We start from the raw sequence: 21,194 nt of genomic DNA, 5'->3' as shown, positions 1-21,194 counted from the left end.
CTCCTTATGGATGTTCTAATTTCACACTTTAGATATACCCGCTTTCTTTTTAGTTTAAACAAAATCTTTTAGAAAGGAGCTTCAGTGAAGCTGAGCATGTTACCTACATATACTAAGACGGTTGTCTCCCGCGAAGGTTTCAAATTTTTTCTCAAAAAATTGACGGCGGTTGTTCGGCATAAAAAAAAGACAGCCTTGTGACGGCTGTCTTCCTGCTTCGTTTATTTGGTTTGATAGGCTTTAAATTCTTCCTCTGTACACATGACGAAATGGCCGGGCTTTACTTCGCGAAGCTCCATCTGTTCGTCGCCTTTCAGCTGGTGGACGCTTGGATCATACGTCTTCCGCACGCGCGTGCGCTCATAATCCGGATCAGGGAGCGGAATGGCGGAAAGCAATGATTTCGTATACGGATGAAGCGGATTTTCATACAGTTCATCTGCCGGCGCCAATTCAACAAGCTTCCCAAAATACATGACGCCGATCCTGTCGCTGATATATTTGACCATCGACAGATCGTGAGCGATGAAAAGGTATGTAAGCCCTCTTTCCTTTTGCAAATCCTTCATTAAATTGACGACTTGCGCCTGAATGGACACGTCCAGAGCGGAGATCGGTTCATCGGCAATGATGAATTCCGGCTCGACCGCAAGCGCCCTTGCGATTCCGATCCGCTGGCGCTGTCCGCCGGAGAATTCGTGCGGATAGCGGTTCGCGTGCTCTTTATTTAAGCCGACGAGTTTGAGGAGTTCATGAACGCGCTCAAGCCGCTCTTTTTTCGTTTTGGCCAAACCGTGGATGTCAATTCCTTCTGCGATGATGTCGGCAACCGTCATCCGCGGGTTCAAGGAAGCATACGGGTCCTGAAAAATCATCTGCATCTTCCGGTTGAATTCGAGAAGGTCCTTGGCAGACTTTTTGTCGTGGACATTCTTTCCCTTAAACAAGACTTCTCCGGAAGTCGCTTGATACAAACGAATGATCGAACGGCCGGTCGTCGACTTTCCGCAGCCGGATTCACCGACAAGACCGAGCGTTTCTCCTTTGTAAATGTCAAAAGAGATTCCGTCAACAGCTTTCACAATCCCTTTCGGCGTTGAAAAGTGCTGTTTTAAATTCTTGATTTCGAGCAGTTTTTCTGCCACATCATTCACCTTCTTTCACTTCAACCGGTTTTTCATACTGATTTCTAAACTCCTTCATCTTGCTTTTGACAGCCGCCGGCGGCTCGACTTTTGGAGCGTCCGGGTGCAAAAGCCATGACTTCACATAGTGTGTATCAGATATTTTAAACATCGGCGGTTCTTGTTCAAAATCGATTTTCATTGCGTAAGGGCTTCTTAATGCAAAAGCATCGCCCTTCGGCGGATTGGTCAAATCAGGCGGAGACCCCGGTATCGCCATTAATTCTTCATCACCGTCGTTGTCAAGGCTCGGCATTGATGCCAACAGCCCCCATGTATACGGATGCTTCGGGTTGTAGAAAATCTCGTCGACCGTACCGATCTCCACAATTTGTCCCGCGTACATGACGGCGACTCTGTCTGCGACATTCGCGACAACGCCGAGATCGTGCGTAATAAAAATGATGGATGTCTCGATCTTTTTCTGCAATTCTTTCATCAGCTCTAAAATCTGCGCCTGAATCGTCACATCAAGAGCTGTCGTCGGTTCGTCCGCGATTAAAAGCTTTGGATTGGCCGCAAGCGCCATCGCGATGACGACGCGCTGCCGCATCCCGCCGCTGAATTCGTGCGGATACTGGTTGACGCGGCGTTCAGGCATCGGAATTCCGACCAGGCTGAGAAGCTCTACCGCCCGCTTATTGGCCTCTTCTTTTGAGATCTTTTCATGCTTAAACAGCACTTCTGTGATTTGACGGCCGACTTTCATCGTCGGGTTCAAAGAAGTCATCGGATCCTGAAAGATCATGCCGATCTCTTTTCCCCTGATTGACTGCATTTGTTTTTCCGTTTTCGGAACCAGATCTTGTCCGTCAAATAAAATTTGTCCGTTTTTAAAATAGCCCGGCGGCATCGGAATCAGTTTCATAATCGCCTGCGAAGTGACGCTTTTGCCTGATCCGGATTCTCCGACGATCGCAAGCGTCTCTCCTTTGTCAACATGAAAGTTGACGCCGCGGATCGCCTGTACTTCTCCGGCGTATGTTTTAAAAGAAATGGCTAAATCTTTCACTTCAAGTAAGTGTTTCATCTTTCTCACTCCTTTATTTACGCAGCTTCGGATCTAAAGCGTCGCGCAGTCCGTCGCCGATAACGTTGAATGCAAACATGGTCAGACAGATAAAAGTAGCCGGGAAGAACAGGCGCCATGGGTAATATTCCAATCCCTGCACACCGTCTGTAGCCATCGTTCCCCAGCTTGCAAGCGGCTGCGGAACCCCGAGGCCGAGGTAGCTTAAAAACGCTTCATAGAAAATAGCCGTAGGCACGGTTAATGTCATGGTGACCAAGATCGGGCTCATGATGTTGGGCAGCAAGTGCTTTCTGATGATGCGCGAGTTTTTCGCTCCCAAAGTTCTTGAGGCGAGCACAAACTCCTGATTTTTGAGCTGGAGTACTTGTCCACGGACGATTCTCGCCATGTTGATCCATCCCGTAATAACCATCGCGACGATCATCGTGACCAAGCCTTTTCCCATCACTACGAGCAGCAGGATCGTCATTAATAAGGAAGGAATCGCCCATAAAACATCTGCAATTCTCATCATAATTTCGTCAGTACGTCCGCCTCTGATGCCTGATATCGCACCCCATATCACACCGATCAAAACGTCGATCAGCGCGGCAGCCAGTCCGATTGTCAGCGAGATGCGTGCACCGACCCATGTACGGACGAATACGTCCCTTCCAAGGTCATCTGTTCCAAACCAGTGCTCGCCGCTCGGCGGCTGGTTCGCATTCGTTAAATCCGTTTCTTCATATTGAAAGCTTGAGAATACCGGCGCGAAAATAGCCATCAGAGCGATCAGGATCAGAACCACCAGTCCAAACAGCGCCAGCTTGTTTTCTTTAAATCTCAAGAATACGTCTGTCCAAAATGAAAGGTTTTTCTTTGAGATCTTTTCGGCTTCGCTATGGTCAACAGCTGCAGGTTCAAACATGTCTTTTGGTATTTGCTGCATCCTCTTACTCCCCTTTCTTAGCGCCAAACAGTTTAATGCGCGGATCAATTAAGCCGTATAAAAGATCGACAATCAAGACGCAAAGCAGCAAGATTGCCCCGAAGAAGACGGTAACACCCATGATCACCGTGTAGTCTCGGTTCGTAATGCTGGTGACAAAGTGCATGCCGAGTCCCGGTATACCGAATACTTTTTCGACGACAAATGTTCCTGTCAAAATGGACGCCGCCATTGGCCCCATATATGTAACAACCGGCATGATGGCATTTCGTATCGCATGCTTAAACGTAACGGCCGGTGTGCTCAAACCTTTTGCACGTGCCGTGCGGATATAGTCGCTGCTCAACACTTCAAGCATGCTCGAACGCGTCAAACGGGCGATAAACGCCATCGGCATCGAGGCGACTGCGATGGCAGGAAGCACAGTATGTCCCCATGACTCCCATTGTGCGACAGGGAACATGCCCAGCTTCATTGCCAGCACGTATTGAAGAAGTGCAGCCATGATGAAGTTCGGAACAGAGATCCCGACAACCGCAATGATCATCGCTGTGTAGTCCTGCCACTTGTTTCGCTTCAGCGCGGCGATCACGCCGAACAATACGCCGAAAGCGAGCGCAAGGCAAATCGCTTCCAATCCAAGTGTAAAAGAAATCGGAAAACCTGAGCTGATCAAGTCGTTCACAGTTTGTCCCTTATATTTAAATGACGGCCCGAAATCCCACTTTGCTACCGATACTAAATAATCGAGATATTGTTTAAAAAGAGGCTGGTCTAAACCATAGTAGGAATTGAGACTGGCTTCAATTGCAGGGGGAAGTTTCCTCTCGCCTGAAAAGGGTCCGCCCGGTATCGCTCTCATCAGGAAGAAGGTAGCTGTGACGATAACCCAGAGAGAAATTAACATATAAACAAGACGACGGCCTAAAAATTTAATCAATTTTACACACCTCCGAATATTCAGTCTATTAACTTCTTTTCATAAATAAAAGTATATGGGGGGAAGTCTAAACCCCATATACTTTCATGCAATTTTATTCAAAATGCGCGGTTTTGAAATAGATCTCACCAGTACCAGTTAGAACAAAGTCTTTTAAGCTTTCATCATGAAGATACGGCATTGTGTAGAAGTAGATCGGTGCAACCGGCAGCTCATCCATGATGATGCTTTCTGCTTCTTTCATCAGCTCGATGCGTTTCGCTGAATCAGTTTCTCTCGATGCTTTATTCAGCAGCTCTTTATACTTTGCGTTTTCCCAGTTCGTATCATTGTTTCCGCCTTCTTTGTCGCGGTATGTTTCAAGGAAGTTCATTCCGTCGTTAAAGTCGGCGGTCCAGCCTAAACGGCCGATTTGATAGTTTCCTGCATGGAGCTTATCGATGTATACGTTCCATTCTTCATTGCCTAATTCGACATCTAAGCCCAGTTCCTTGTTCCACATTTCCTGAACGGCTTGAGCGATTTTTTGGTGTGCTTCATCCGTGTTGAAGGAAAGCGTGATTTTCGGAAGGTCTGACGCTTTTTTCAAACCGAGCTCTTTCAAACCTTTTTCCAAGTATTCTTTCGCCTTATCAACATCATGGTCTTTGAAATAGCCTTTATTTGACTCAAAGCCGTGGACTGCCGGCGGCACTAATCCCATCGCAGGCAGCTGTTCCGCTTGCGTGATGTTTTTGACGATCGCTTCGCGGTTGATCGCGTATGTCAGCGCCTTACGGATGTTGACATTGTTCAGCGGAGCCGCTTCAGTGTTGAATTTGTACAGGTAAACCGATGCGAACGGATCAATGTTCAGGCCTTCTTTTTTCAGGCTTGGAATCGCATCCGTTGAAATCTGGTCAAGCGGCTGTCCTACAAAGTCTAGCTCGCCTTTTTTGTACATGTTCAGACCAGTGTTCGGATCGTTGACCATCGCCATATTGATTTTCTTCAGCTTAACAGCGTCTTTATCCCAGTACTGGTCGTTTTTCTCCAGTACGATGTTTCCGCTGTGCTTCCATTTCGCCATTTTGAAAGGTCCGTTAGATACGTAGTTCTCATCTGCGTTTGTGTACCATTTCGCATTCTTCTCTGCTACCTTTTTATTGACTGGCATATATGTGTAGAATGCTGTCAGTTCAGTAAAATACGGTGTCGGTTTTTCAAGCTCGACTTTTAAAGTCTTATCATTAACAGCTTTAACGCCGACATCTTCAATTTTCCCTTTGCCGGTGTTCGCTGCTTCTCCGCCTTTTAAGTAGTAAAGCTGATACGCATATTGCGATTCGTTTTTAGGGTCGAGCGCCCATTTCCATGCGTATTCAAAATCCTCTGCTGTTACAGGATCTCCATTTGACCATTTCGCGTCGCGGAGCGTGAATGTGTATGTTTTTTGGTCGTCGCTGACTTCGATTTTTTCGGCTGCCGCTTCAACCGGCTTTCCATCTTTACCGATTGTCGTCAATCCTTCAAAAGTCTGACGAAGCACGTTTGCAGACACCGAATCGTTTGCGAGTCCCGGATGTAGTGAAAACGGTTCTGTTTTAATGTTGACATTTAATGTGTCTTTCCCTTTGCTGTCTTTTTTACCGCCGTCACCGGAGCTTGAGCCGAAGCCGCAGGCGCTGAGGACGAGTGTGAAAATGAGCATTAAACTGATAAATGACAAACGCTTCTTCAAAGAGAAACCCCCCCAATTTCTTGTTTTTTTAGTTCCTTACTCCTGAACATTCAGATTTATCATAAAAAAGTAATAGGCCCACTTGCCATACTTTTTCCTCTGTTTCGTCTTTTCTGAATATTTGTTATGTAAGAAACCTGTAACACCGAGGTGAACAAATTCATTATAATTAATAGAATAATTTATTGCAATATTAATTTTCAATTATTTTTTTATTCAAACTATTTATGATTGTCAGGTTTTCTGCCAAATGTACAAATACACTTCTCTGTTTTAAAGCGTAACCACATTAAAAGGAAAGTTTATGTTTTACAGGTTAAAACGTTTTACACATATAACATTAACCATTCTTTATATCGAACCAGATGTCGCCGCGCCAACTTTATTCAGCCCGGTATTCGTTTTCTTTTCCCCAAGGCTGTCGACTTTCATTTAAAATTTATATATAATAAAATTATGAATAACATGCGATGAAGAAGAAGAGTACACATTTCTTCCCATTTAAAGAGAGTCCGCGGTGCTGGGAGCGGATAATGGAGAATGTGGAATGGGCTTCGGAGCAGCTGACCGAACACGGATAAGTAGGCTCAGCCGGAGAAGACTCCGTTACAAACGTCTAGAGCGATTTCATTTTGACCATAATGAAATAATCAGGGTGGCACCACGGTTCATTCGTCCCTTTTCTTTTAAGGGAAGAATGGGCCTTTTTATTTTGAAATGGAAAGAGGGATTCACATGAAAAAAACGATTTTTTCCGGTATCCAGCCGAGCGGCTCTGTCACCCTCGGCAACTATATCGGAGCGATGAAGCAGTTTGTCGACTTGCAGGATGACTACAACTGTTACTTCTGCATCGTCGATCAGCACGCGATCACAGTCCCGCAGGACCGGCTCGCGCTGAGAAAGAACATCCGGAACCTTGCCGCGCTGTATTTGGCGATCGGCCTCGATCCGAAAAAAGCGACGCTGTTTATCCAATCGGAAGTGCCTGCACACGCCCAGGCGGGATGGATGCTCCAGTGTGTCGCCTACATCGGCGAGCTTGAGCGCATGACGCAGTACAAAGATAAATCAGCCGGAAAGGAAGCCGTCGTCTCCGGGCTTTTGACATATCCTCCATTAATGGCGGCGGACATTCTGCTTTATGGAACAGACGTCGTCCCTGTCGGAGAAGATCAGAAGCAGCATCTTGAATTAACCCGGAACTTGGCGGAGCGTTTCAATAAGAAATATAATGACATTTTTACGGTTCCGGAGGTTAAAATACCGAAGGTCGGCGCCCGCATTATGTCGCTTGCCGACCCGCTCAAAAAAATGAGCAAATCCGATCCGAACCAAAAAGCGTTCATCACCCTGCTCGACGAACCAAAACAGCTTGAGAAAAAAATCAAAAGCGCTGTCACGGATTCCGACGGAATCGTCAAATATGATAAAGAAAACAAACCCGGTGTATCCAACCTTCTGACGATCTATTCGATTCTCGGACAAGTCTCAATCGAAGAGCTTGAAGCAAAATACGAAGGCAAAGGCTACGGCGAATTTAAATCAGACCTTGCCGAAGTCGTCATCGGCGCGCTGAAACCGATTCAAGACCGTTACCACGAATTGATCGAATCTGAAGAGCTGGACCGGATTTTGGACGAAGGCGCCGAACGCGCAAATCAAACAGCAAACAAGATGCTGAAAAAAATGGAAAACGCGATGGGACTCGGCCGAAAAAGACGCTGATCCAAAAACACCTTCCGATTGTACGATAATCGGAAGGTGTTTTTCATAGAGAACAGCCGCAGCTCCGCATTTACTTGCCTCCGGATCACGATATTTCTATAATAAATGATTCAAAACACATGTCTCCAGTCCTTCATTGACCGCTTTGTCAGAAAGACAGCTCATATTTTTTATTTTTCAATATAGAATTTTCGCTTTTACAAATAAAAAGACCGCCGCACTTCCGGCAGTCTTGATTCTTAATTTAGTTGACTTTAGACTCATTCTCAATTTCCCAAAGCTTTTCAAAAAACGGCTGTCCTTTAATCAAATTTTCACAAAAGTCCCTGTGTTTGTCTGACCATCCGTCGATCGTCTCATTGAAAAGCATGTCCCAGATTTCTTCAAATGTCATGCGCTTGATCTGTTCATACATATACGGATTCCATTCGGTGTACCAATAAGCGATCTCGGCCCGGTTTTGGAGCCCTTTGAGCTGATCGAGCGCCATGAACAGCAGCTGTTTGAGCTGGCGTTCTTTTCTCGTTAATCCTCTGACATGCTCCGGTGATAAAGATAAAATGTGGTATTCTTTGGAAGATTGCAGCTTCTCTGGTGCAAACTCGTAAGTTTCCGCTTCAACGTCCTTCACCATTTCATAAACGAGCTGCTCCTGTCTCGGAATGAGGCGGCTTTTTCTTACCGGTATTGTGTAACCGGCCGTATCGACCGCGAGAATACCAATGCCGTCCGTTACGACGAAACAATGATCAAGCTGTGTCCGCTCATGATTTTTACGAATATACGCTTTTTGATGAACCTCGTTCAATAATTCGGCCGGAAGCTCTGACAAATCATTTTCTATGTAGTGAAACAAAACGGACGACACCCTTAACAAAGGCACCTGGTCAAGCAATTCAACACTGTCTTCCTTCCGCCATTCATGAAAGTGGCAGACGTTGTAGCCATTTTCTTCTCCCTCAAACCAATTCACCCACACATCATGAAGAAACAACATTTCTAACCCCTCACTTTTAATAAAAACTGTTGTCCACAGTATAGGCAAGGGGGCAGGAATTTATTCCAAGCGGATGAGATTATGGCAATCGCTATCAAAAAAAGCCAAGGGCTTACATCCCTCAGCTTTTTATTTAATATTCTTCGGATCAAGCGCATCTCGGAGTCCGTCGCCTAAGAAGTTAAAGCACAGCACAGTGAGCAGGATCATCAGGCCCGGGAATAGCGGATACCACCACGCCTGGATCATGATCGTAAAGTTCTGTGCATCCTGAAGCATGTTTCCCCAGCTTGCCATCGGCGGCTGAACCCCGAATCCAAGATAGCTTAATGCCGATTCCGCAAGGATTACGGTACCGACGGAAAGCGTCGCGGCAACGATAATCGGCCCCATCGCATTCGGAAGGATATGAGAAAAAATGATTTTGTAATTTCTTGTACCGATCGTTTTCGCCGCCAAGACGAACTCCCTCGACCTCAAGGACAAAAACTCGCTCCGGACAAGGCGCGCTGTCGTCGTCCATCTCGTCAAGGCGAATATTAAAATCAGTTTATCTATGCCCGGCTGGAAGATGGTGACCAGCGTGATTAACAGAAAGATGTCGGGTATGGATAAGATAATATCAACAATTCTCATTAAAATGGCATCAATGATTCCGCCGAAATAGCCGGCGATCGCTCCGACAACGGTTCCGATGGTGATCGACCCGAGGACAGACGCAAAACCGACGAGCAGCGAGATTTGTGCGCCGTACAACAGGCGGCTGAAAATATCCCGGCCGAATTTATCCGTTCCCATCAAATGCTCCGCGCTCGGCGCTTTTAATTTGTTCATCAGATTTTGCTGTTCCGGCGGGTATGGAGCAATCAGCGGTGCAAACAAGGCCGACAGTACAATGATAAGCAAGAGAATTCCGCCGATGACAGCGAGCTTGTTTTTGAAAAACTTCTCGAAAAAGATTTTTGTCATCGTTTCCGGTTTTTGCGAAACGTTTTCTTGAAGCCCGATCTCCGCTGAAGGCACTTGTGGATTTGGCTGTGTCATGATTTACTCCCCTCTTTCTTAATACTCAATCCGCGGGTCGATGATCGCATACAGAATGTCCGCTATTAGATTGCCGATGACAACCAGTACAGCGGATATGACGGTCATCGCCATAATCACGGGATAGTCTCTTTGAAACGCGGAATCAATAAACAGCTTCCCGAGTCCAGGCCAGCTAAAGATCTGTTCGGTCACCACCGCACCGCCGATAAAGGAAGGAATCATCAGTCCGAAAATCGTCACAACCGGGAGCAGCCCGTTCCGCAGTCCATGCTTGTACACGACCCGATTTTCTTTAAAGCCTTTCGCTCTTGCCGTCCGGATAAAATCCTGGCGCAGCACATCCAGCATGCTTGACCTTGTATATCTCGTAAGCCCGGCCATATCTGCGGTGGCGAGTACGAAAGCAGGCAAAATTAAATGATGAATCCGATCCCACAAGCTAAAACCCGAATTCAGCGTCATAACGCCCCCGGTCGGAAACCAGCCTAAATTCACGGATAACACCATAATTAAAATTAAACCGAACCAAAAGTTTGGAACAGCAAGTCCGATAAAAGACGTAAACGTAATACCGTAATCAAGCTTTGAATAGGGCCGCCTCGCCGAGAGCACGCCGAGCGGGATCGAAATCAGAAGCGCCAGAATCGTTGATACAAGCATTAATAAAAGCGTATTCGGAAGCCTGGCAAGAATCAAATCGATAACAGGCGTTCCTTTCCTGACGATCGAAGTGCCAAAGTCCCCTTGCATCATATTGCCGAGCCATTTCAAATATTGAATATGTTCGGGCTCATTCAGTCCGTATTTTTCGATGAACTTCTCGCGGTCAGCCTGTTTAATGGACGGATCGACCATCAGTGACACCGGATCACCGGGAGCCGCTTTCATGATCGCGAAAGAAAGAATGGTAATCCCAAACAGGATCGGAATAGACATCAGCGTTCTCCGAATAATGTATGTAACCATCTTCTATTCCCCTTTTATCATGGATTTTAAAAACCAGGGAGAGGAACATCCCCTCTCCCTTTAGAGAATATTAGATTATTTTTTCAGCCACCATTTGTTCACTTCATAGAAATCGTTTTTCGGATGAAATTCGAAGCCTTTCAGGTTTTTAGGGATCGCCCGGTGGTAGTTATAATAGAACAGGAATGTATACGGCTGATCTTCGGCAATCATTTTGTAAATTTTCTCGTAAGCTTTCGAATATTCTTTCCGATCCTTCAGTTTTTTCGCGTCGACGAGAAGCTTATCGACTTCTTCGTTTTTGTACCATATGTTATTTAAGCCCGCTTTCGACTGGCTGGAGTGGAAGATATCATATTGATCAGGGAAGGTCGCCAAGCTCCAACCGAGCAGGAGTGCGTCATAATTCCAGTTTGGCGCGCTCGTTTGTTCAATTAAAGCGCTGAACTCGACGATTTGCGGCTTCGCTTCGATTCCGACTTCTTTCAGCTGCTGCTGGATGACAACCGCGGCATCTTCGCGTACTTTATTTCCCTGGTTCGTTTTAATGGTAAAGGAGAACTTTTTACCGTCTTTGTCTAAAATGCCGTCACCGTCTGTATCTTCCCAACCCGCTTCTTTGAGCATTTTCTTCGCTTTTGCCGGATCGTATTCAAAGACCGGAATATCAATGTCTTTCGGATAGTTCCATGATAAAGGGCTTTCCGGAATATTCGCGACTTCCCCATCGCCGTCCAGCACATTTTGAACGATCGATTCGCGGTCAATCGCATGGGTTAAGGCCTGGCGGACTTTTTTATCTTTAAACAGCTCATTTTTTTCGTTCCAGCCGAGGTATGAATAGTTCAGGCCTAGATCAGACTCAAGCTTGACATGATCGAATTTTTCGACCGTCTTCACATCCGTGCCCGGGACGACGAAATAATTAATGTCTCCCGCCTGAAGCTGGGCGATCGCTGCATTGGCATCCGGAATCACTTTGTATGTCAGCGTGTCAAGGTATGGCCCTTCACCGTAGTAATCCTCAAATGCTTCCACTTTAACGTATTGCCCCTGTTTCCACTCTACGAATTTAAACGGTCCCGTTCCGATCGGTTTTTTCCTGTTAAATTCGTGTTCGCCAAGGTCTTTAATCGGCACGTCCCCTAAAATATGCTCAGGGAGGATTCCGTAGCTTAAAGAGACAGGCAAAAATGAAGGGTCCGGATGCTTGAGCTTGAATTCAACCTCGTAGTCTCCTTTTTTCGTCACTTTATCAATCATTCCAAAATTGGAGCCGCGCTCACCGGCATAGTCTTTGCTTAATGGGATGTTATACGTAAACACGACGTCATCGGCCGTAAACTCCTCGCCGTCATGCCATTTTACGCCTTTTTTCAAAGTCACGTTATACGTTATGCCGTCTTCCGACTGATCTATTTTTTCAGCAAGCTTCATCGTCGGATTCAAATCGGTGTCAGAGCCGACAAGTCCGTCAAAAATAAACCCTTCAATATCAGAGCTTGACACATCGGTTGAATATAAAGCGTTGAACATCGTAGGCTCCCCTGTAGAACCGATGACCAAGTCACCGCCCTTTTGCGGCTTCCCGTCAGATTTGCCTTCTTTTTCATCCCCTCCGACTTCGCCGCTGTTGCAGGCCGTTAGAAAAATCGATAAGATCAGCAGCAAGCTTAAAATTGAAAATCCTGTTTTGCGTTTATTCATTTTATGAATTCCCCCTTATTAAACTGTTGTCCTTCTTTCCACCCGATTGACCCCCGTTTTTTAAAGAAGACATTCCCCCTCTCAAGGATTTAATATGTGACGGCCTTCCCCTTTATTCGTAAAGGTGACATGCCACGAAATGGTTTGTTTTCACTTCCTTGAAAGCAGGTTCGGCTTCCGCGCAAATCGCTTTTGCGGCCGGACATCTCGTATGAAAGACACAGCCTTTCGGAGGGTTGGCGGGGCTCGGCAGCTCGCCTTTTAAAACGATTCGCTCCCGCTTTGTTCCGCCTTTCTTCCTGGTGACGGGAACGGCGGACAGAAGCGCCTGCGTGTATGGATGAAGCGGGTTGTTGTACAGCTCATGCTTGTCTGTCAGTTCCATCATTTTGCCGAGATACATGACGCCGACCCTGTCGCTGATATGGCGGACGACGCTCAAGTCATGGGAAATGAACAAATATGTCAGATTGAATTCTTCCTGAAGCTCTTCCATCAGGTTGATCACTTGAGCCTGGATTGACACGTCCAATGCGGATACCGGTTCATCGGCGATAATAAGCTCTGGATTTAAAGCCAGCGCCCGCGCGATTCCGATCCGCTGGCGCTGCCCTCCGGAAAATTCGTGGGGATAGCGGTTCGCAAACGACGGGTGCAGCCCGACCTTAGCCAAAAGCTCTTCGGCTTTTTCGTTGCGCTCTTTGAAATTGTACATATGATGCGTGTTGAAGGGTTCTTTGATGATGGAACGCAGCGTTTTTCTCGGGTTCAGTGAGGCAAACGGATCTTGGAAAACCATCTGGATGTTTTTGCGGACGCTCTTTCTCAACGCTTCTTCCGACAAACTTGAAATGTCGCGACCTTTGTAAAAGATCTGTCCTGCCGTCGGTTTATAAAGGCGGATCATCGTCCGTCCGGCGGTCGACTTTCCGCAGCCCGATTCACCGACAATGCCGAGTGTTTCGCCGCGTTTAAGCGAAAAGCTAATGCCGTCCACCGCTTTGACGTCGCCGATTTTTTTCTGAAATATCCCTGAGCGGATCGGAAAGTACTTTTTGACATCTTTCAGCTCCAGAAGGGATTCTTGCGGGTTCATTTCCTCTCCGGGCTGTAATCGTTCAGCTGATGAAGTCATCCCTTATTCTCCCTCCTCATATAAAAAACATCTGACAGACCGGCCGTCCGGACGCGTCTTCAAGTCCGGCTGCGCGCCCCAGCATTTGTCGCCCGCACTCGGACACCTCGGAGCAAACCGGCAGCCGGCCGGAAGGTTGTCAGGCGTCGGCACATTTCCTTTAATGGCTGTTAATTTTTCAATGGAGCCTTCAATAACAGGGATGGAGTTTAACAGTCCTTTTGTGTAGGGATGCAGGGGTTCATCGAATAGTTCATCTACTGTGGCATTTTCAACAACTTGTCCGCAATACATGACGATCACGCGGTCCGCAATTTCGGACACAACGCCGAGATCGTGGGTAATGAGAAGTATGGAGGTATCGAATTTGTCGCATAGGTCTTTCATCAGTTCCAGCACTTGCGCTTGAATGGTGACGTCAAGCGCTGTAGTCGGTTCATCCGCGATGAGCAGCTTCGGATTGCAGCTTAAGGCAATGGCGATCATCACCCTCTGCCTCATGCCGCCCGACAGGCGGTGCGGATATTCTTTCATCAGCTCGCCTGCCCTCGAAAATCCGACAAGCTTTAATAATTCTACCGCTTTTTTGGCGGCTTCTTTTTTCGATAGCTTTTTATGATAGATCAGCACCTCTGTGATTTGTTCGCCGATCGTCAAAACCGGATTGAGCGAGGTCATCGGCTCCTGAAAAATCATCGAGATTTCATTTCCGCGGATCTTGCATAAATCTTGTTCTTTGTATGTAACGAGATCCCGTCCTTCGAGCTTGATGGAACCGTTCATGATCTTTCCGCCCGAGCCCTCGACGAGTCCCATGATAGACAGAGACGTGATGCTTTTACCGGATCCCGATTCACCGACCAGCGCCACGGTTTCTCCTTTTTTGATTGAAAAATCGACGCCGTCCACTGCGGGTATCGGCTGTTTTTTTCTGAAAAAATAAGTTTTTAAATCATTGACTTCCAGCAATGCGCTCATCCAGATTCCCCTTCCATAGACCAGAAGTTAAATATTACGAAAAACTAATATATTACTTTTTTAGAATTTTCTTAATATGACTGAATTATCTTAAAATTTTATAGTTGTATATTATTACATAATCATTACAAAAGCAAGGAGTTTTTTGATTTTTTGTAATAATATTAATTTAATCCCATAATTTTAGTATTTTAAAGCGATAGCTTTATAAAGTCTTCTGACGGGAAGGATAAAACGTCGGCAACCTTCAAATTTCGAGCCGATAAATATTTTTTTACAATACTGTAACCGACAGCATATCCGACCATGTCGGGGTAAGGACCTTTTCCAAATAAAATATTGGAAAATAGTCGGTTATCATGTCGGCGCAGCTCGAAATGAGGCTTTACGAACCGGTCCTGGAAATGACAAAGCTGTTTTTCGGAGTAATATGACGTCCATGCAGCTGTTTCGGCTTCCCCCAACCATTCGAAAACGGCATATTCTGCGATGCCTTCGAGAATGATTGTATCAAGCAGCGTCATCTTTTTTTCTTCTTTCGGCATATTTTCTAACCGGCAAACGTGATTATATTCGTGCGTCATGATCGCAGAAATCGATGACCGGGGAAGATCGGCCGATAAAAACAAAAATAATTTGTCGCTGAACGCAAGGCCTGATTTCGAGCCGAATTCGACGCGGATTTTGCGGTTTCTTTCATCGACCGGCAGGATGAAAATCGGAACATCCGGCCCATTCCATCTTTTGCAGAGCAGCTGTTCTTCCCGTCTGACATGCTGAAATACGCTGTTTTTCTTAAGCTGCTTCATCGTACGCTCGCCGTCCGTCCACGAACGGAACATGCCGTGGGTCTGCAGGTGGCTGACAATCGCCGCCGCATCCGCTTTTGAAGCGCCTTTAAAATACGGCAGGAGAAAGCTTGACAATTCCCGCACGGATGAAGCCTGTTCAAGCCATTCATACGTGCTTGCTATACTCATTTAGATCACACTCCTTTTTCATCTGTATGGTATGCACGCTAAAAAAAACGGCCACCATCTAAAATGGCAGCCGTTTATATTGCGGTTATTCATATTTTTTGAAAATCAGCGTTGCGTTGTGTCCGCCGAAACCGAGCGAGTTGCTGAGCACAACATTTACGTCCTGGCGGCGGGCTTGATCCGGTACATAGTCCAGATCGCAATCTTCATCAGGCGTTTCGATATTGATTGTCGGAGGAATGATGCCTTCCTTAATGGCAAGGACGGAGAAAATCGCTTCGATGCCTCCGGCAGCCCCGAGCAAGTGCCCTGTCATCGATTTTGTCGAGCTGACGGCAAGCTTGTAGGCATGCTCTCCGAACACTTCTTTAATGGCGATCGTTTCAAATTTATCATTGTACGGCGTGCTTGTTCCGTGCGCATTGATATAATCAATGCTATCAGGAGACAGACCCGCATCTTTGATCGCTTCTTTCATGGCTCTGACGCCGCCTTCCCCATTTGGCGCAGGAGCCGTGATATGATAGGCGTCTCCCGTTGATCCGTAGCCGACCACTTCCGCGTAGATTGTCGCTCCGCGGTTTAACGCGTGCTCAAGCTCCTCAAGAACGACGATTCCCGCTCCTTCTCCCATGACGAAGCCGTCGCGGTTTTTGTCAAACGGGCGGCTTGCCGTTTTCGGATCCGGATTAGTGGAGAGCGCTTTATTGGCGGAAAAGCCGGCAAACGACATTCTTGTAAGCGGGGCTTCCGTTCCGCCGGAGATCATGACATCTGCATCGCCGCGCTGAATGACTTTAAAGGCGTCGCCGATTGAGTTCGTACCCGTCGCGCAAGCCGTCACCGTACAAGAGTTGACCCCTTTTGCACCGAGAGAAATCGAAATCTGGCCGGTCGCCATGTCAGGAATCATCATCGGTACAAAGAACGGGCTGACGCGCCGCGGTCCTTTTGTTAAAAATGTTTCGAACTGCTGTTCAAGCGTTTCAAGGCCGCCGATCCCAGAACCGACCCAGACGCCGACCCGGTCTGCGTTGCTCTCGTTAATGTCGAGCCCCGCGTCTTCCACGGCCATTTTCGCCGACACAACGGCATATTGTGTGAAGCGGTCCATTTTTCTCGCGTCTTTTTTATCCATGTAATCTTCTATCTTAAAATCTTTCAGTTCCGCGGCTACTTTAGCTGGATACTCGTCCGCGTTCACCCTTGTAATCGGGCCGATTCCGGAAACCCCGTTAACCGCGTTGTTCCAGCTCGTTTTGACGTCATTACCAAGAGGTGATAAAGCTCCTAATCCGGTAATGACTACTCTTTTACTATTCATAAGTTGCACCTCACCTTTCTTTTATCGGCCCCAGCGCATGGCGATGGCTCCCCATGTCAAACCTCCGCCGAAGCCGACCATCACAATGACGTCACCGTCTTTTATTTTACCAGCTTCAAGCTCTTCCACAAGAGAAATCGGAATAGAAGCAGCTGATGTGTTTCCGTATTTATGAACCGTTTTAGACATTTTTTCGACTGGAAGCTCCAAACGTTCGCGCGCCGCTTCCATGATCCGGATGTTGGCTTGATGCGGCACCAAAAAGTCGACATCCTCTTTGGATAATCCGGCTTTTTCAATGACATTCACACTGGATTCACCCATTTGGCGGACGGCAAACTTGAACACTTCTCTGCCATTCATGATTGTATGATCTTTTTCATCCAAGTACAAGTGCTTTCCGCCTCTGCCGTCTGCACCGAGCTCAAAAGACAAAATCCCTTTATCGTCGCTGACAGGCCCGACAACTGCGGCGCCCGCTCCGTCTCCGAACAGAACAGCGGTATTGCGGTCATCCCAGTCCGTAATGCCTGAAAGCTTTTCAACTCCGATGACAAGCACATGCTTATACGTCCCGGCTTCGATAAACTGTTTTCCAGTGACTAAACCGTACATAAAACCGGCGCACGCTGCGCTGATATCCATTGCACAGGCATTGAATGCACCGAGCTTTTCTTGAATCATGCAGGACACTGTCGGGAATGCCTGGTCAGGAGTAACGGTGGCGACGAGAATCATATCAAGATCTTCCGCCTCGATGTTTGCGTCTTCCATCGCTCTTCTAGCGGCGGCCACAGCCATGTCGGATGTTTTCTCATCTTCAGCTGCGATTCTTCTTTCTTCTATGCCTGTTCTTGTACGAATCCACTCGTCAGAAGTTTCAACCATTTTTTCCAAGTCGAAATTGGTCAGCACCTTTTCAGGGATGTACCGGCCGATTCCAATAATTCCAGCTTTCATAGGAAAGACTCCTTTATTCATGATTTTTTCCAACTAATGTTATGAGTTATTATTAGTATCTGGTACTAATCCTAACCTATTTTTTTTTAGTTGGCAATATATTCGTCTAATCTAGCAGACCAAAACATTCATATAGTAGTGATATATATGAAAAAGGAGGGATGAAGAGTGGCGAACGACGATTTTTTCACAAAAATGATGTTTGGCGCAAACGCACCCGGCAGGCATGAAGAGACGGAGACGGATGCGGAAGCGGAAACCGTCGAAGACGCTGAAGTATCCCAGGAAGCCGATTATATGCACGTGTTGAATCAGGTTGGAGAAATTATGGATTCGCTCGATGAGCTGAAGCCTGTGTTTAAAGAAATCGGCTCAATGGTCAGCGCTTTGAAAAATAAGATTTCCATATAAAAAAGCCACTTCTTCTGAAAAGTGGCTTTTTAAGCGTTTGCGGGCGTTTAAGTCAGGCGTCTGAACCGGCTTCCGCTTTACCGAGCTCGTAAGCCTCGGTCATCACTTTCGTAAACAAGTTCATGAATGGCTCAAGCATTTCCGGGGAAAGTTCGATTCCCGCTTTCTCCATCTCTGCTTTCGCTTCCGGAACGTACTTCATGGCAATTTGCAAAAATTCCATTGATTTTTCGTGCATCTTGATCACCTCAATGTTCGTTTGGCAGTTTGTTTGTTTTTTTGTATTCGTCAATCAGCCGATTCATCTTTTCTTGAAATGACTGATCGACAACAGGGCTGAATTCTCCCATTTCGATGACGCCGTCTTGAATGTCAAATGAGCGCTTGCCGCCTTTAAGCGTTCCTTTATTAAACTCGTCGGCGGTGAGTTCATAAGCGTCATCTACATGCTGTATAGTGCTTGTCAAAACGACATTCTCACCCAATTCCGACTGGTCGCTTACATAGCCGATAGCGTACAGCCCGTCCTTTTTGATTTGTTCAATGACAGGGACATTATACCCGTCTCCGGCCGGATACACAACATCCGCGCCTGCCTTCTTCATTTTTTCATACAGTTTGACGGCATTTTCGCTGTCGTCCCACTGGCCGACATATTCTGTCATCACCTCAATGTCCGGATCGAGGTATTTAGCCCCTTCGGAAAATCCTTCTACTTCAGGCTGCCATTTATACGTTGCGAGCACGCCGATTTTCTTTGTTTTTGACTGATGGGCCGCCGTCATTCCGCCGAAGAACCCCATCGCTTCTCCTTCAAGCGATATGCTTGTCACATTTGGGTGATCGGCTTTCGAGTTCATTAAAACAAAATGAATATCAGGATAATCTTTGCATATCTCATTAAAGGCTTTTTCATATTCGCTTCCGTGCCCGTAGATGAGGTTGACGCCTTTTTTGTGAAAATCTTCTACAGCCATTTTAATGGCAGCGTCATTATCGATTCCCTCTTTATAATAGACGTCGACATTGTAGACGGATTGTATTCTTAATAATCCTTTATATCCTTTGGTTCCCCATACTTGGTCATTTATCGTATCAGGGACAAGCAAACCGACTTTTTCAATTTTCCCTTTCAGCGGCGATTGTCCGCAGCCGCTTAGCGCCAGGAGAATGAAAAAAATCGCGACAAGCCTGTACACCATGCCATGTTCAACTCCCTTTCGAAAAAACAGCAATTCAAATCTATCTTTATTGTATCCTTTCAAGTGTAAATTAGGAAGATCTTTCTTATTTTTTGTCGAAAATTGTAGACATTTGTCTGCTCCATTCTTCAATGATCTCATCGGCTTTATCGTATGGCGTCTTCTGTACAAACTGCAAATCTGAAAAATCTTTTTCAACAGCACAGGCAGCGGCTTGTGCGGCCGCGTCGTTCACAAAAAGCGCTCCGTCCCTGTTTTGTTTATCCTCTGCCCTGACGTCCCACGGACCGAACAGATCCGGAAGCACGATCAGTTCAACACCCTTTTCCTCCATGCCGGCGCGTAAATCCTCTGCGAATTGTTCCTGGTAGACAAACAGAATAACAGGCTTGTTTTCAACGCCTGCAGCCAGCGCTTCTTCCGGCACTGAGCCTGTGTATTGGATGAAGACTTGTTCGTACGGGGCTTCAAGCTCTTTTTCGATGAGACGGAAATGCTCGTTTCTTCCCAGCCACATCAGCCGCTCTTCGAGGTACATCAGCTTTTTTTCGTCGCTTGTCTGTTCCAGCTTTACATCTATGTCAACACCCTCTTCAAGTAGATGTTCACAAAATGAAAGGCCGAAGAACTCATCTGCTCCATATACAAGTGCCGGCTTCATTCGATGGACCACCTTTCGTTTCAGCTTTTTTAACCAAGCAAAAAACAGCCCTTTTCATCATTTTCGGGCTGCTATTATTCTATTCTCTATAAGACTTTTTCATGCGTTTTGAAAAAGTTCGCGATTGCTGAATGAATGCGCTGAGGATGTTCGGACAGGTGCAGGGTAAGCCCCACGCTGTGACGGCCTTTAAGCTGGCGCTCCTCAAACGTTTTGGCATGGATCATATACGGATACTGTGAGCCGTTCAGTCTTTGCCAAATATGAACGGGTACGAGATTGTGGTAAGGGGATATGCTTTTGAACGGATAATCGGCTGCCTCCCGCTCCGTAATTCCGTAGCTTTCGGCAATTTCTTTAATAAACTGTTTGTAGAAAAACTTGTTTTCTTTTTCTCGTTTATGATGAGCCTGAAGATCGAGGCAAGGATTAACCATCGCTGCAGAACGTATTTGGTTCGGGATCGAGCGAAGGAGCTCATCTGCAATGAGGGCCCCTGTGCCTTCCGCCAATAGATGAATTTTTTCATTTAAAATCTCTTGTTTGAACACGTAATGAATCAGCTGTTTGGCGTATGCAACCGCTTTTTCGGAGCCCCAGTGCCTGCCGAACAAATTGCTGTTTACCAGGGTATAGCCTTTGTTTCTCAGGCTCGTTAGAAGCTGATTTCTTCCGTAATGCTGAAGCCAGAAGCTCGAATCTTCCCCGACAAAATGGTTCCGGTCGCCGAAAATGAACACCAGAAAACCGTTCGGCCTGTACGGAAGATGAACCACGTTCCATTCTGAATCCATTTGAAAAAAACGTTCGGTTATTTTCATCACTTGCCTGCCTCCTTCCTGCCGTAATCTGCTCATTATTTTATGTCGTACGTGCAGCAAACGAATAAGGAAAAGTCCCAGTCTTCATGATGAAAAGTAAACTTTAATGAAATACCCTTTCTGATATTTCTGAAAACAGAGTTGAAAGCCCTGTCTTGTTCACTAAAATGTCTTTTCCAGCTGGCTATGTATATGGTATGATAAGTTTTAGAATTGAATGAGAAGGACGAGGTGGGAAACGTGCGATTTGTGGTCGCTTTTTTCTGGACATTTCTTTTGACGCAGATGGCCTGCTATATTGTCGGCGCCATGAACGGTGCTGGGTATGACCTTCAAACCAGTGTCATTATGGGCTTTATCATCACCGCAGCCGTTATTGTTCTTGGAGAAATTATGCCTGTTAAACAGGATGCAAGTCAACATTAAAACCCCGGCTTTTGAAAGCGGGGTTTTTTGCTTTAGACAGACAGCC

The 21,194-nt window shown here is 46.4% G+C and carries 21 protein-coding genes and 1 other annotated feature; of the genes, 3 read left to right on the top strand and 18 right to left on the bottom strand.

The genetic code is table 11. The annotated features are described in order from the left end of the window. Positions 1-221 precede the first annotated feature (221 nt). From MHB72_RS06755 to MHB72_RS06735, 5 genes are all read right to left on the bottom strand, one after another. Positions 222-1,145: an ABC transporter ATP-binding protein gene (locus MHB72_RS06755; protein WP_105980875.1), complete on the bottom strand. Its 924-nt coding sequence runs from the start codon at positions 1,143-1,145 to the stop codon at positions 222-224. Between the two features lies 1 nt (position 1,146). After that, positions 1,147-2,214, bottom strand: coding sequence for an ABC transporter ATP-binding protein (locus tag MHB72_RS06750; RefSeq protein WP_025808305.1), 1,068 nt, complete (start codon positions 2,212-2,214; stop codon positions 1,147-1,149). A 13-nt stretch (positions 2,215-2,227) separates the two neighbouring features. Then, on the bottom strand, positions 2,228-3,145 hold the full coding sequence (locus tag MHB72_RS06745; protein ID WP_023856653.1) for an ABC transporter permease: 918 nt from the start codon (positions 3,143-3,145) through the stop codon (positions 2,228-2,230). A 4-nt stretch (positions 3,146-3,149) separates the two neighbouring features. Next, the gene (locus MHB72_RS06740) at positions 3,150-4,085 is read right to left on the bottom strand and encodes an ABC transporter permease (RefSeq protein ID WP_020450932.1); all 936 of its coding nucleotides are present in this window, start codon (positions 4,083-4,085) and stop codon (positions 3,150-3,152) included. Positions 4,086-4,179: 94 nt separating this feature from the next. Next, positions 4,180-5,805, bottom strand: coding sequence for a peptide ABC transporter substrate-binding protein (locus tag MHB72_RS06735; protein ID WP_020450931.1), 1,626 nt, complete (start codon positions 5,803-5,805; stop codon positions 4,180-4,182). 461 nt (positions 5,806-6,266) lie between these two features. After that, positions 6,267-6,488, top strand: a binding site (T-box leader). 52 nt (positions 6,489-6,540) lie between these two features. Here MHB72_RS06735 and trpS point away from each other — a divergent pair. Continuing rightward, positions 6,541-7,533 (top strand): tryptophan--tRNA ligase, encoded by a 993-nt coding sequence (gene trpS / locus MHB72_RS06730; protein ID WP_023856651.1) that lies wholly within the window; start codon positions 6,541-6,543, stop codon positions 7,531-7,533. A 244-nt stretch (positions 7,534-7,777) separates the two neighbouring features. On the opposite strand, the gene MHB72_RS06725 is transcribed toward trpS, so the two are convergent. The 9 genes from MHB72_RS06725 to MHB72_RS06685 form a co-directional block, all read right to left on the bottom strand. Beyond that, positions 7,778-8,530, bottom strand: a complete 753-nt coding sequence (locus MHB72_RS06725) for a YjbA family protein (protein WP_003180605.1) — start codon at positions 8,528-8,530, stop codon at positions 7,778-7,780. A 129-nt stretch (positions 8,531-8,659) separates the two neighbouring features. Beyond that, a complete protein-coding gene (gene opp4C, locus MHB72_RS06720; RefSeq protein WP_023856649.1) occupies positions 8,660-9,574 on the bottom strand; it encodes an oligopeptide ABC transporter permease in 915 nt (304 codons plus the stop codon). An 18-nt stretch (positions 9,575-9,592) separates the two neighbouring features. Next, on the bottom strand, positions 9,593-10,543 hold the full coding sequence (locus tag MHB72_RS06715) for an ABC transporter permease (protein ID WP_023856648.1): 951 nt from the start codon (positions 10,541-10,543) through the stop codon (positions 9,593-9,595). A gap of 75 nt (positions 10,544-10,618) precedes the next feature. After that, positions 10,619-12,250, bottom strand: a complete 1,632-nt coding sequence (locus MHB72_RS06710) for a peptide-binding protein (RefSeq protein ID WP_023856647.1) — start codon at positions 12,248-12,250, stop codon at positions 10,619-10,621. Positions 12,251-12,362: 112 nt separating this feature from the next. Then, positions 12,363-13,346: an ABC transporter ATP-binding protein gene (locus tag MHB72_RS06705; protein WP_195536434.1), complete on the bottom strand. Its 984-nt coding sequence runs from the start codon at positions 13,344-13,346 to the stop codon at positions 12,363-12,365. A 42-nt stretch (positions 13,347-13,388) separates the two neighbouring features. Further along, complete coding sequence (locus tag MHB72_RS06700) at positions 13,389-14,363, bottom strand: ABC transporter ATP-binding protein (RefSeq protein ID WP_003180594.1); 975 nt, start codon at positions 14,361-14,363, stop codon at positions 13,389-13,391. Between the two features lie 191 nt (positions 14,364-14,554). After that, positions 14,555-15,343 carry a DUF2268 domain-containing protein gene (locus MHB72_RS06695; RefSeq protein ID WP_216921097.1) on the bottom strand — a complete coding sequence of 263 codons (789 nt, stop codon included), beginning with the start codon at positions 15,341-15,343 and terminating at the stop codon, positions 14,555-14,557. Between the two features lie 85 nt (positions 15,344-15,428). After that, a complete protein-coding gene (gene fabF / locus MHB72_RS06690) occupies positions 15,429-16,667 on the bottom strand; it encodes a beta-ketoacyl-ACP synthase II (RefSeq protein ID WP_003180590.1) in 1,239 nt (412 codons plus the stop codon). 21 nt (positions 16,668-16,688) lie between these two features. After that, positions 16,689-17,627: a beta-ketoacyl-ACP synthase III gene (locus MHB72_RS06685; RefSeq protein ID WP_003180588.1), complete on the bottom strand. Its 939-nt coding sequence runs from the start codon at positions 17,625-17,627 to the stop codon at positions 16,689-16,691. A gap of 168 nt (positions 17,628-17,795) precedes the next feature. Here MHB72_RS06685 and MHB72_RS06680 point away from each other — a divergent pair, with 168 nt between their 5' ends. Beyond that, a complete protein-coding gene (locus MHB72_RS06680) occupies positions 17,796-18,038 on the top strand; it encodes a hypothetical protein (RefSeq protein WP_020450928.1) in 243 nt (80 codons plus the stop codon). A 52-nt stretch (positions 18,039-18,090) separates the two neighbouring features. Here the strand turns inward: MHB72_RS06680 and MHB72_RS06675 are convergent, their stop codons facing one another. From MHB72_RS06675 to MHB72_RS06660, 4 genes are all read right to left on the bottom strand, one after another. Continuing rightward, the gene (locus MHB72_RS06675; RefSeq protein ID WP_101560716.1) at positions 18,091-18,276 is read right to left on the bottom strand and encodes a ComZ family protein; all 186 of its coding nucleotides are present in this window, start codon (positions 18,274-18,276) and stop codon (positions 18,091-18,093) included. Positions 18,277-18,286: 10 nt separating this feature from the next. Then, a complete protein-coding gene (locus MHB72_RS06670) occupies positions 18,287-19,240 on the bottom strand; it encodes a BMP family ABC transporter substrate-binding protein (protein WP_020450927.1) in 954 nt (317 codons plus the stop codon). Between the two features lie 85 nt (positions 19,241-19,325). Beyond that, positions 19,326-19,901: a hypothetical protein gene (locus MHB72_RS06665; protein WP_216921095.1), complete on the bottom strand. Its 576-nt coding sequence runs from the start codon at positions 19,899-19,901 to the stop codon at positions 19,326-19,328. A gap of 86 nt (positions 19,902-19,987) precedes the next feature. Next, on the bottom strand, positions 19,988-20,722 hold the full coding sequence (locus MHB72_RS06660; protein ID WP_216921113.1) for a hypothetical protein: 735 nt from the start codon (positions 20,720-20,722) through the stop codon (positions 19,988-19,990). 231 nt (positions 20,723-20,953) lie between these two features. Between MHB72_RS06660 and MHB72_RS06655 the strand changes: the two genes are divergently transcribed. Beyond that, the gene (locus tag MHB72_RS06655) at positions 20,954-21,148 is read left to right on the top strand and encodes a YjzD family protein (protein ID WP_009328851.1); all 195 of its coding nucleotides are present in this window, start codon (positions 20,954-20,956) and stop codon (positions 21,146-21,148) included. Positions 21,149-21,194 lie beyond the last annotated feature (46 nt).

The organism is Bacillus sp. FSL K6-1284 (genome assembly GCF_038002625.1).
Lineage (GTDB): Bacteria > Bacillota > Bacilli > Bacillales > Bacillaceae > Bacillus > Bacillus paralicheniformis.
Note: the sequence above shows the minus strand (reverse complement) of the source record. Positions and strands in the feature narration are given on the sequence as shown.

Bases quoted from the DNA above. Each gene is read 5' to 3' on its own strand.
- MHB72_RS06750 (WP_025808305.1), bottom strand. From the start codon at position 2,214: ATGAAACACTTACTTGAAGTGAAAGATTTAGCCATTTCTTTTAAAACA.
- MHB72_RS06745 (WP_023856653.1), bottom strand. From the start codon at position 3,145: ATGCAGCAAATACCAAAAGACATGTTTGAACCTGCAGCTGTTGACCAT.
- trpS (WP_023856651.1), top strand. From the start codon at position 6,541: ATGAAAAAAACGATTTTTTCCGGTATCCAGCCGAGCGGCTCTGTCACC.
- MHB72_RS06725 (WP_003180605.1), bottom strand. From the start codon at position 8,530: ATGTTGTTTCTTCATGATGTGTGGGTGAATTGGTTTGAGGGAGAAGAA.
- opp4C (WP_023856649.1), bottom strand. From the start codon at position 9,574: ATGACACAGCCAAATCCACAAGTGCCTTCAGCGGAGATCGGGCTTCAA.
- MHB72_RS06715 (WP_023856648.1), bottom strand. From the start codon at position 10,543: ATGGTTACATACATTATTCGGAGAACGCTGATGTCTATTCCGATCCTG.
- MHB72_RS06710 (WP_023856647.1), bottom strand. From the start codon at position 12,250: ATGAATAAACGCAAAACAGGATTTTCAATTTTAAGCTTGCTGCTGATC.
- MHB72_RS06705 (WP_195536434.1), bottom strand. From the start codon at position 13,346: ATGAACCCGCAAGAATCCCTTCTGGAGCTGAAAGATGTCAAAAAGTAC.
- MHB72_RS06700 (WP_003180594.1), bottom strand. From the start codon at position 14,363: ATGAGCGCATTGCTGGAAGTCAATGATTTAAAAACTTATTTTTTCAGA.
- MHB72_RS06695 (WP_216921097.1), bottom strand. From the start codon at position 15,343: ATGAGTATAGCAAGCACGTATGAATGGCTTGAACAGGCTTCATCCGTG.
- fabF (WP_003180590.1), bottom strand. From the start codon at position 16,667: ATGAATAGTAAAAGAGTAGTCATTACCGGATTAGGAGCTTTATCACCT.
- MHB72_RS06685 (WP_003180588.1), bottom strand. From the start codon at position 17,627: ATGAAAGCTGGAATTATTGGAATCGGCCGGTACATCCCTGAAAAGGTG.
- MHB72_RS06675 (WP_101560716.1), bottom strand. From the start codon at position 18,276: ATGCACGAAAAATCAATGGAATTTTTGCAAATTGCCATGAAGTACGTT.
- MHB72_RS06670 (WP_020450927.1), bottom strand. From the start codon at position 19,240: ATGGTGTACAGGCTTGTCGCGATTTTTTTCATTCTCCTGGCGCTAAGC.
- MHB72_RS06665 (WP_216921095.1), bottom strand. From the start codon at position 19,901: ATGAAGCCGGCACTTGTATATGGAGCAGATGAGTTCTTCGGCCTTTCA.
- MHB72_RS06660 (WP_216921113.1), bottom strand. From the start codon at position 20,722: ATGAAAATAACCGAACGTTTTTTTCAAATGGATTCAGAATGGAACGTG.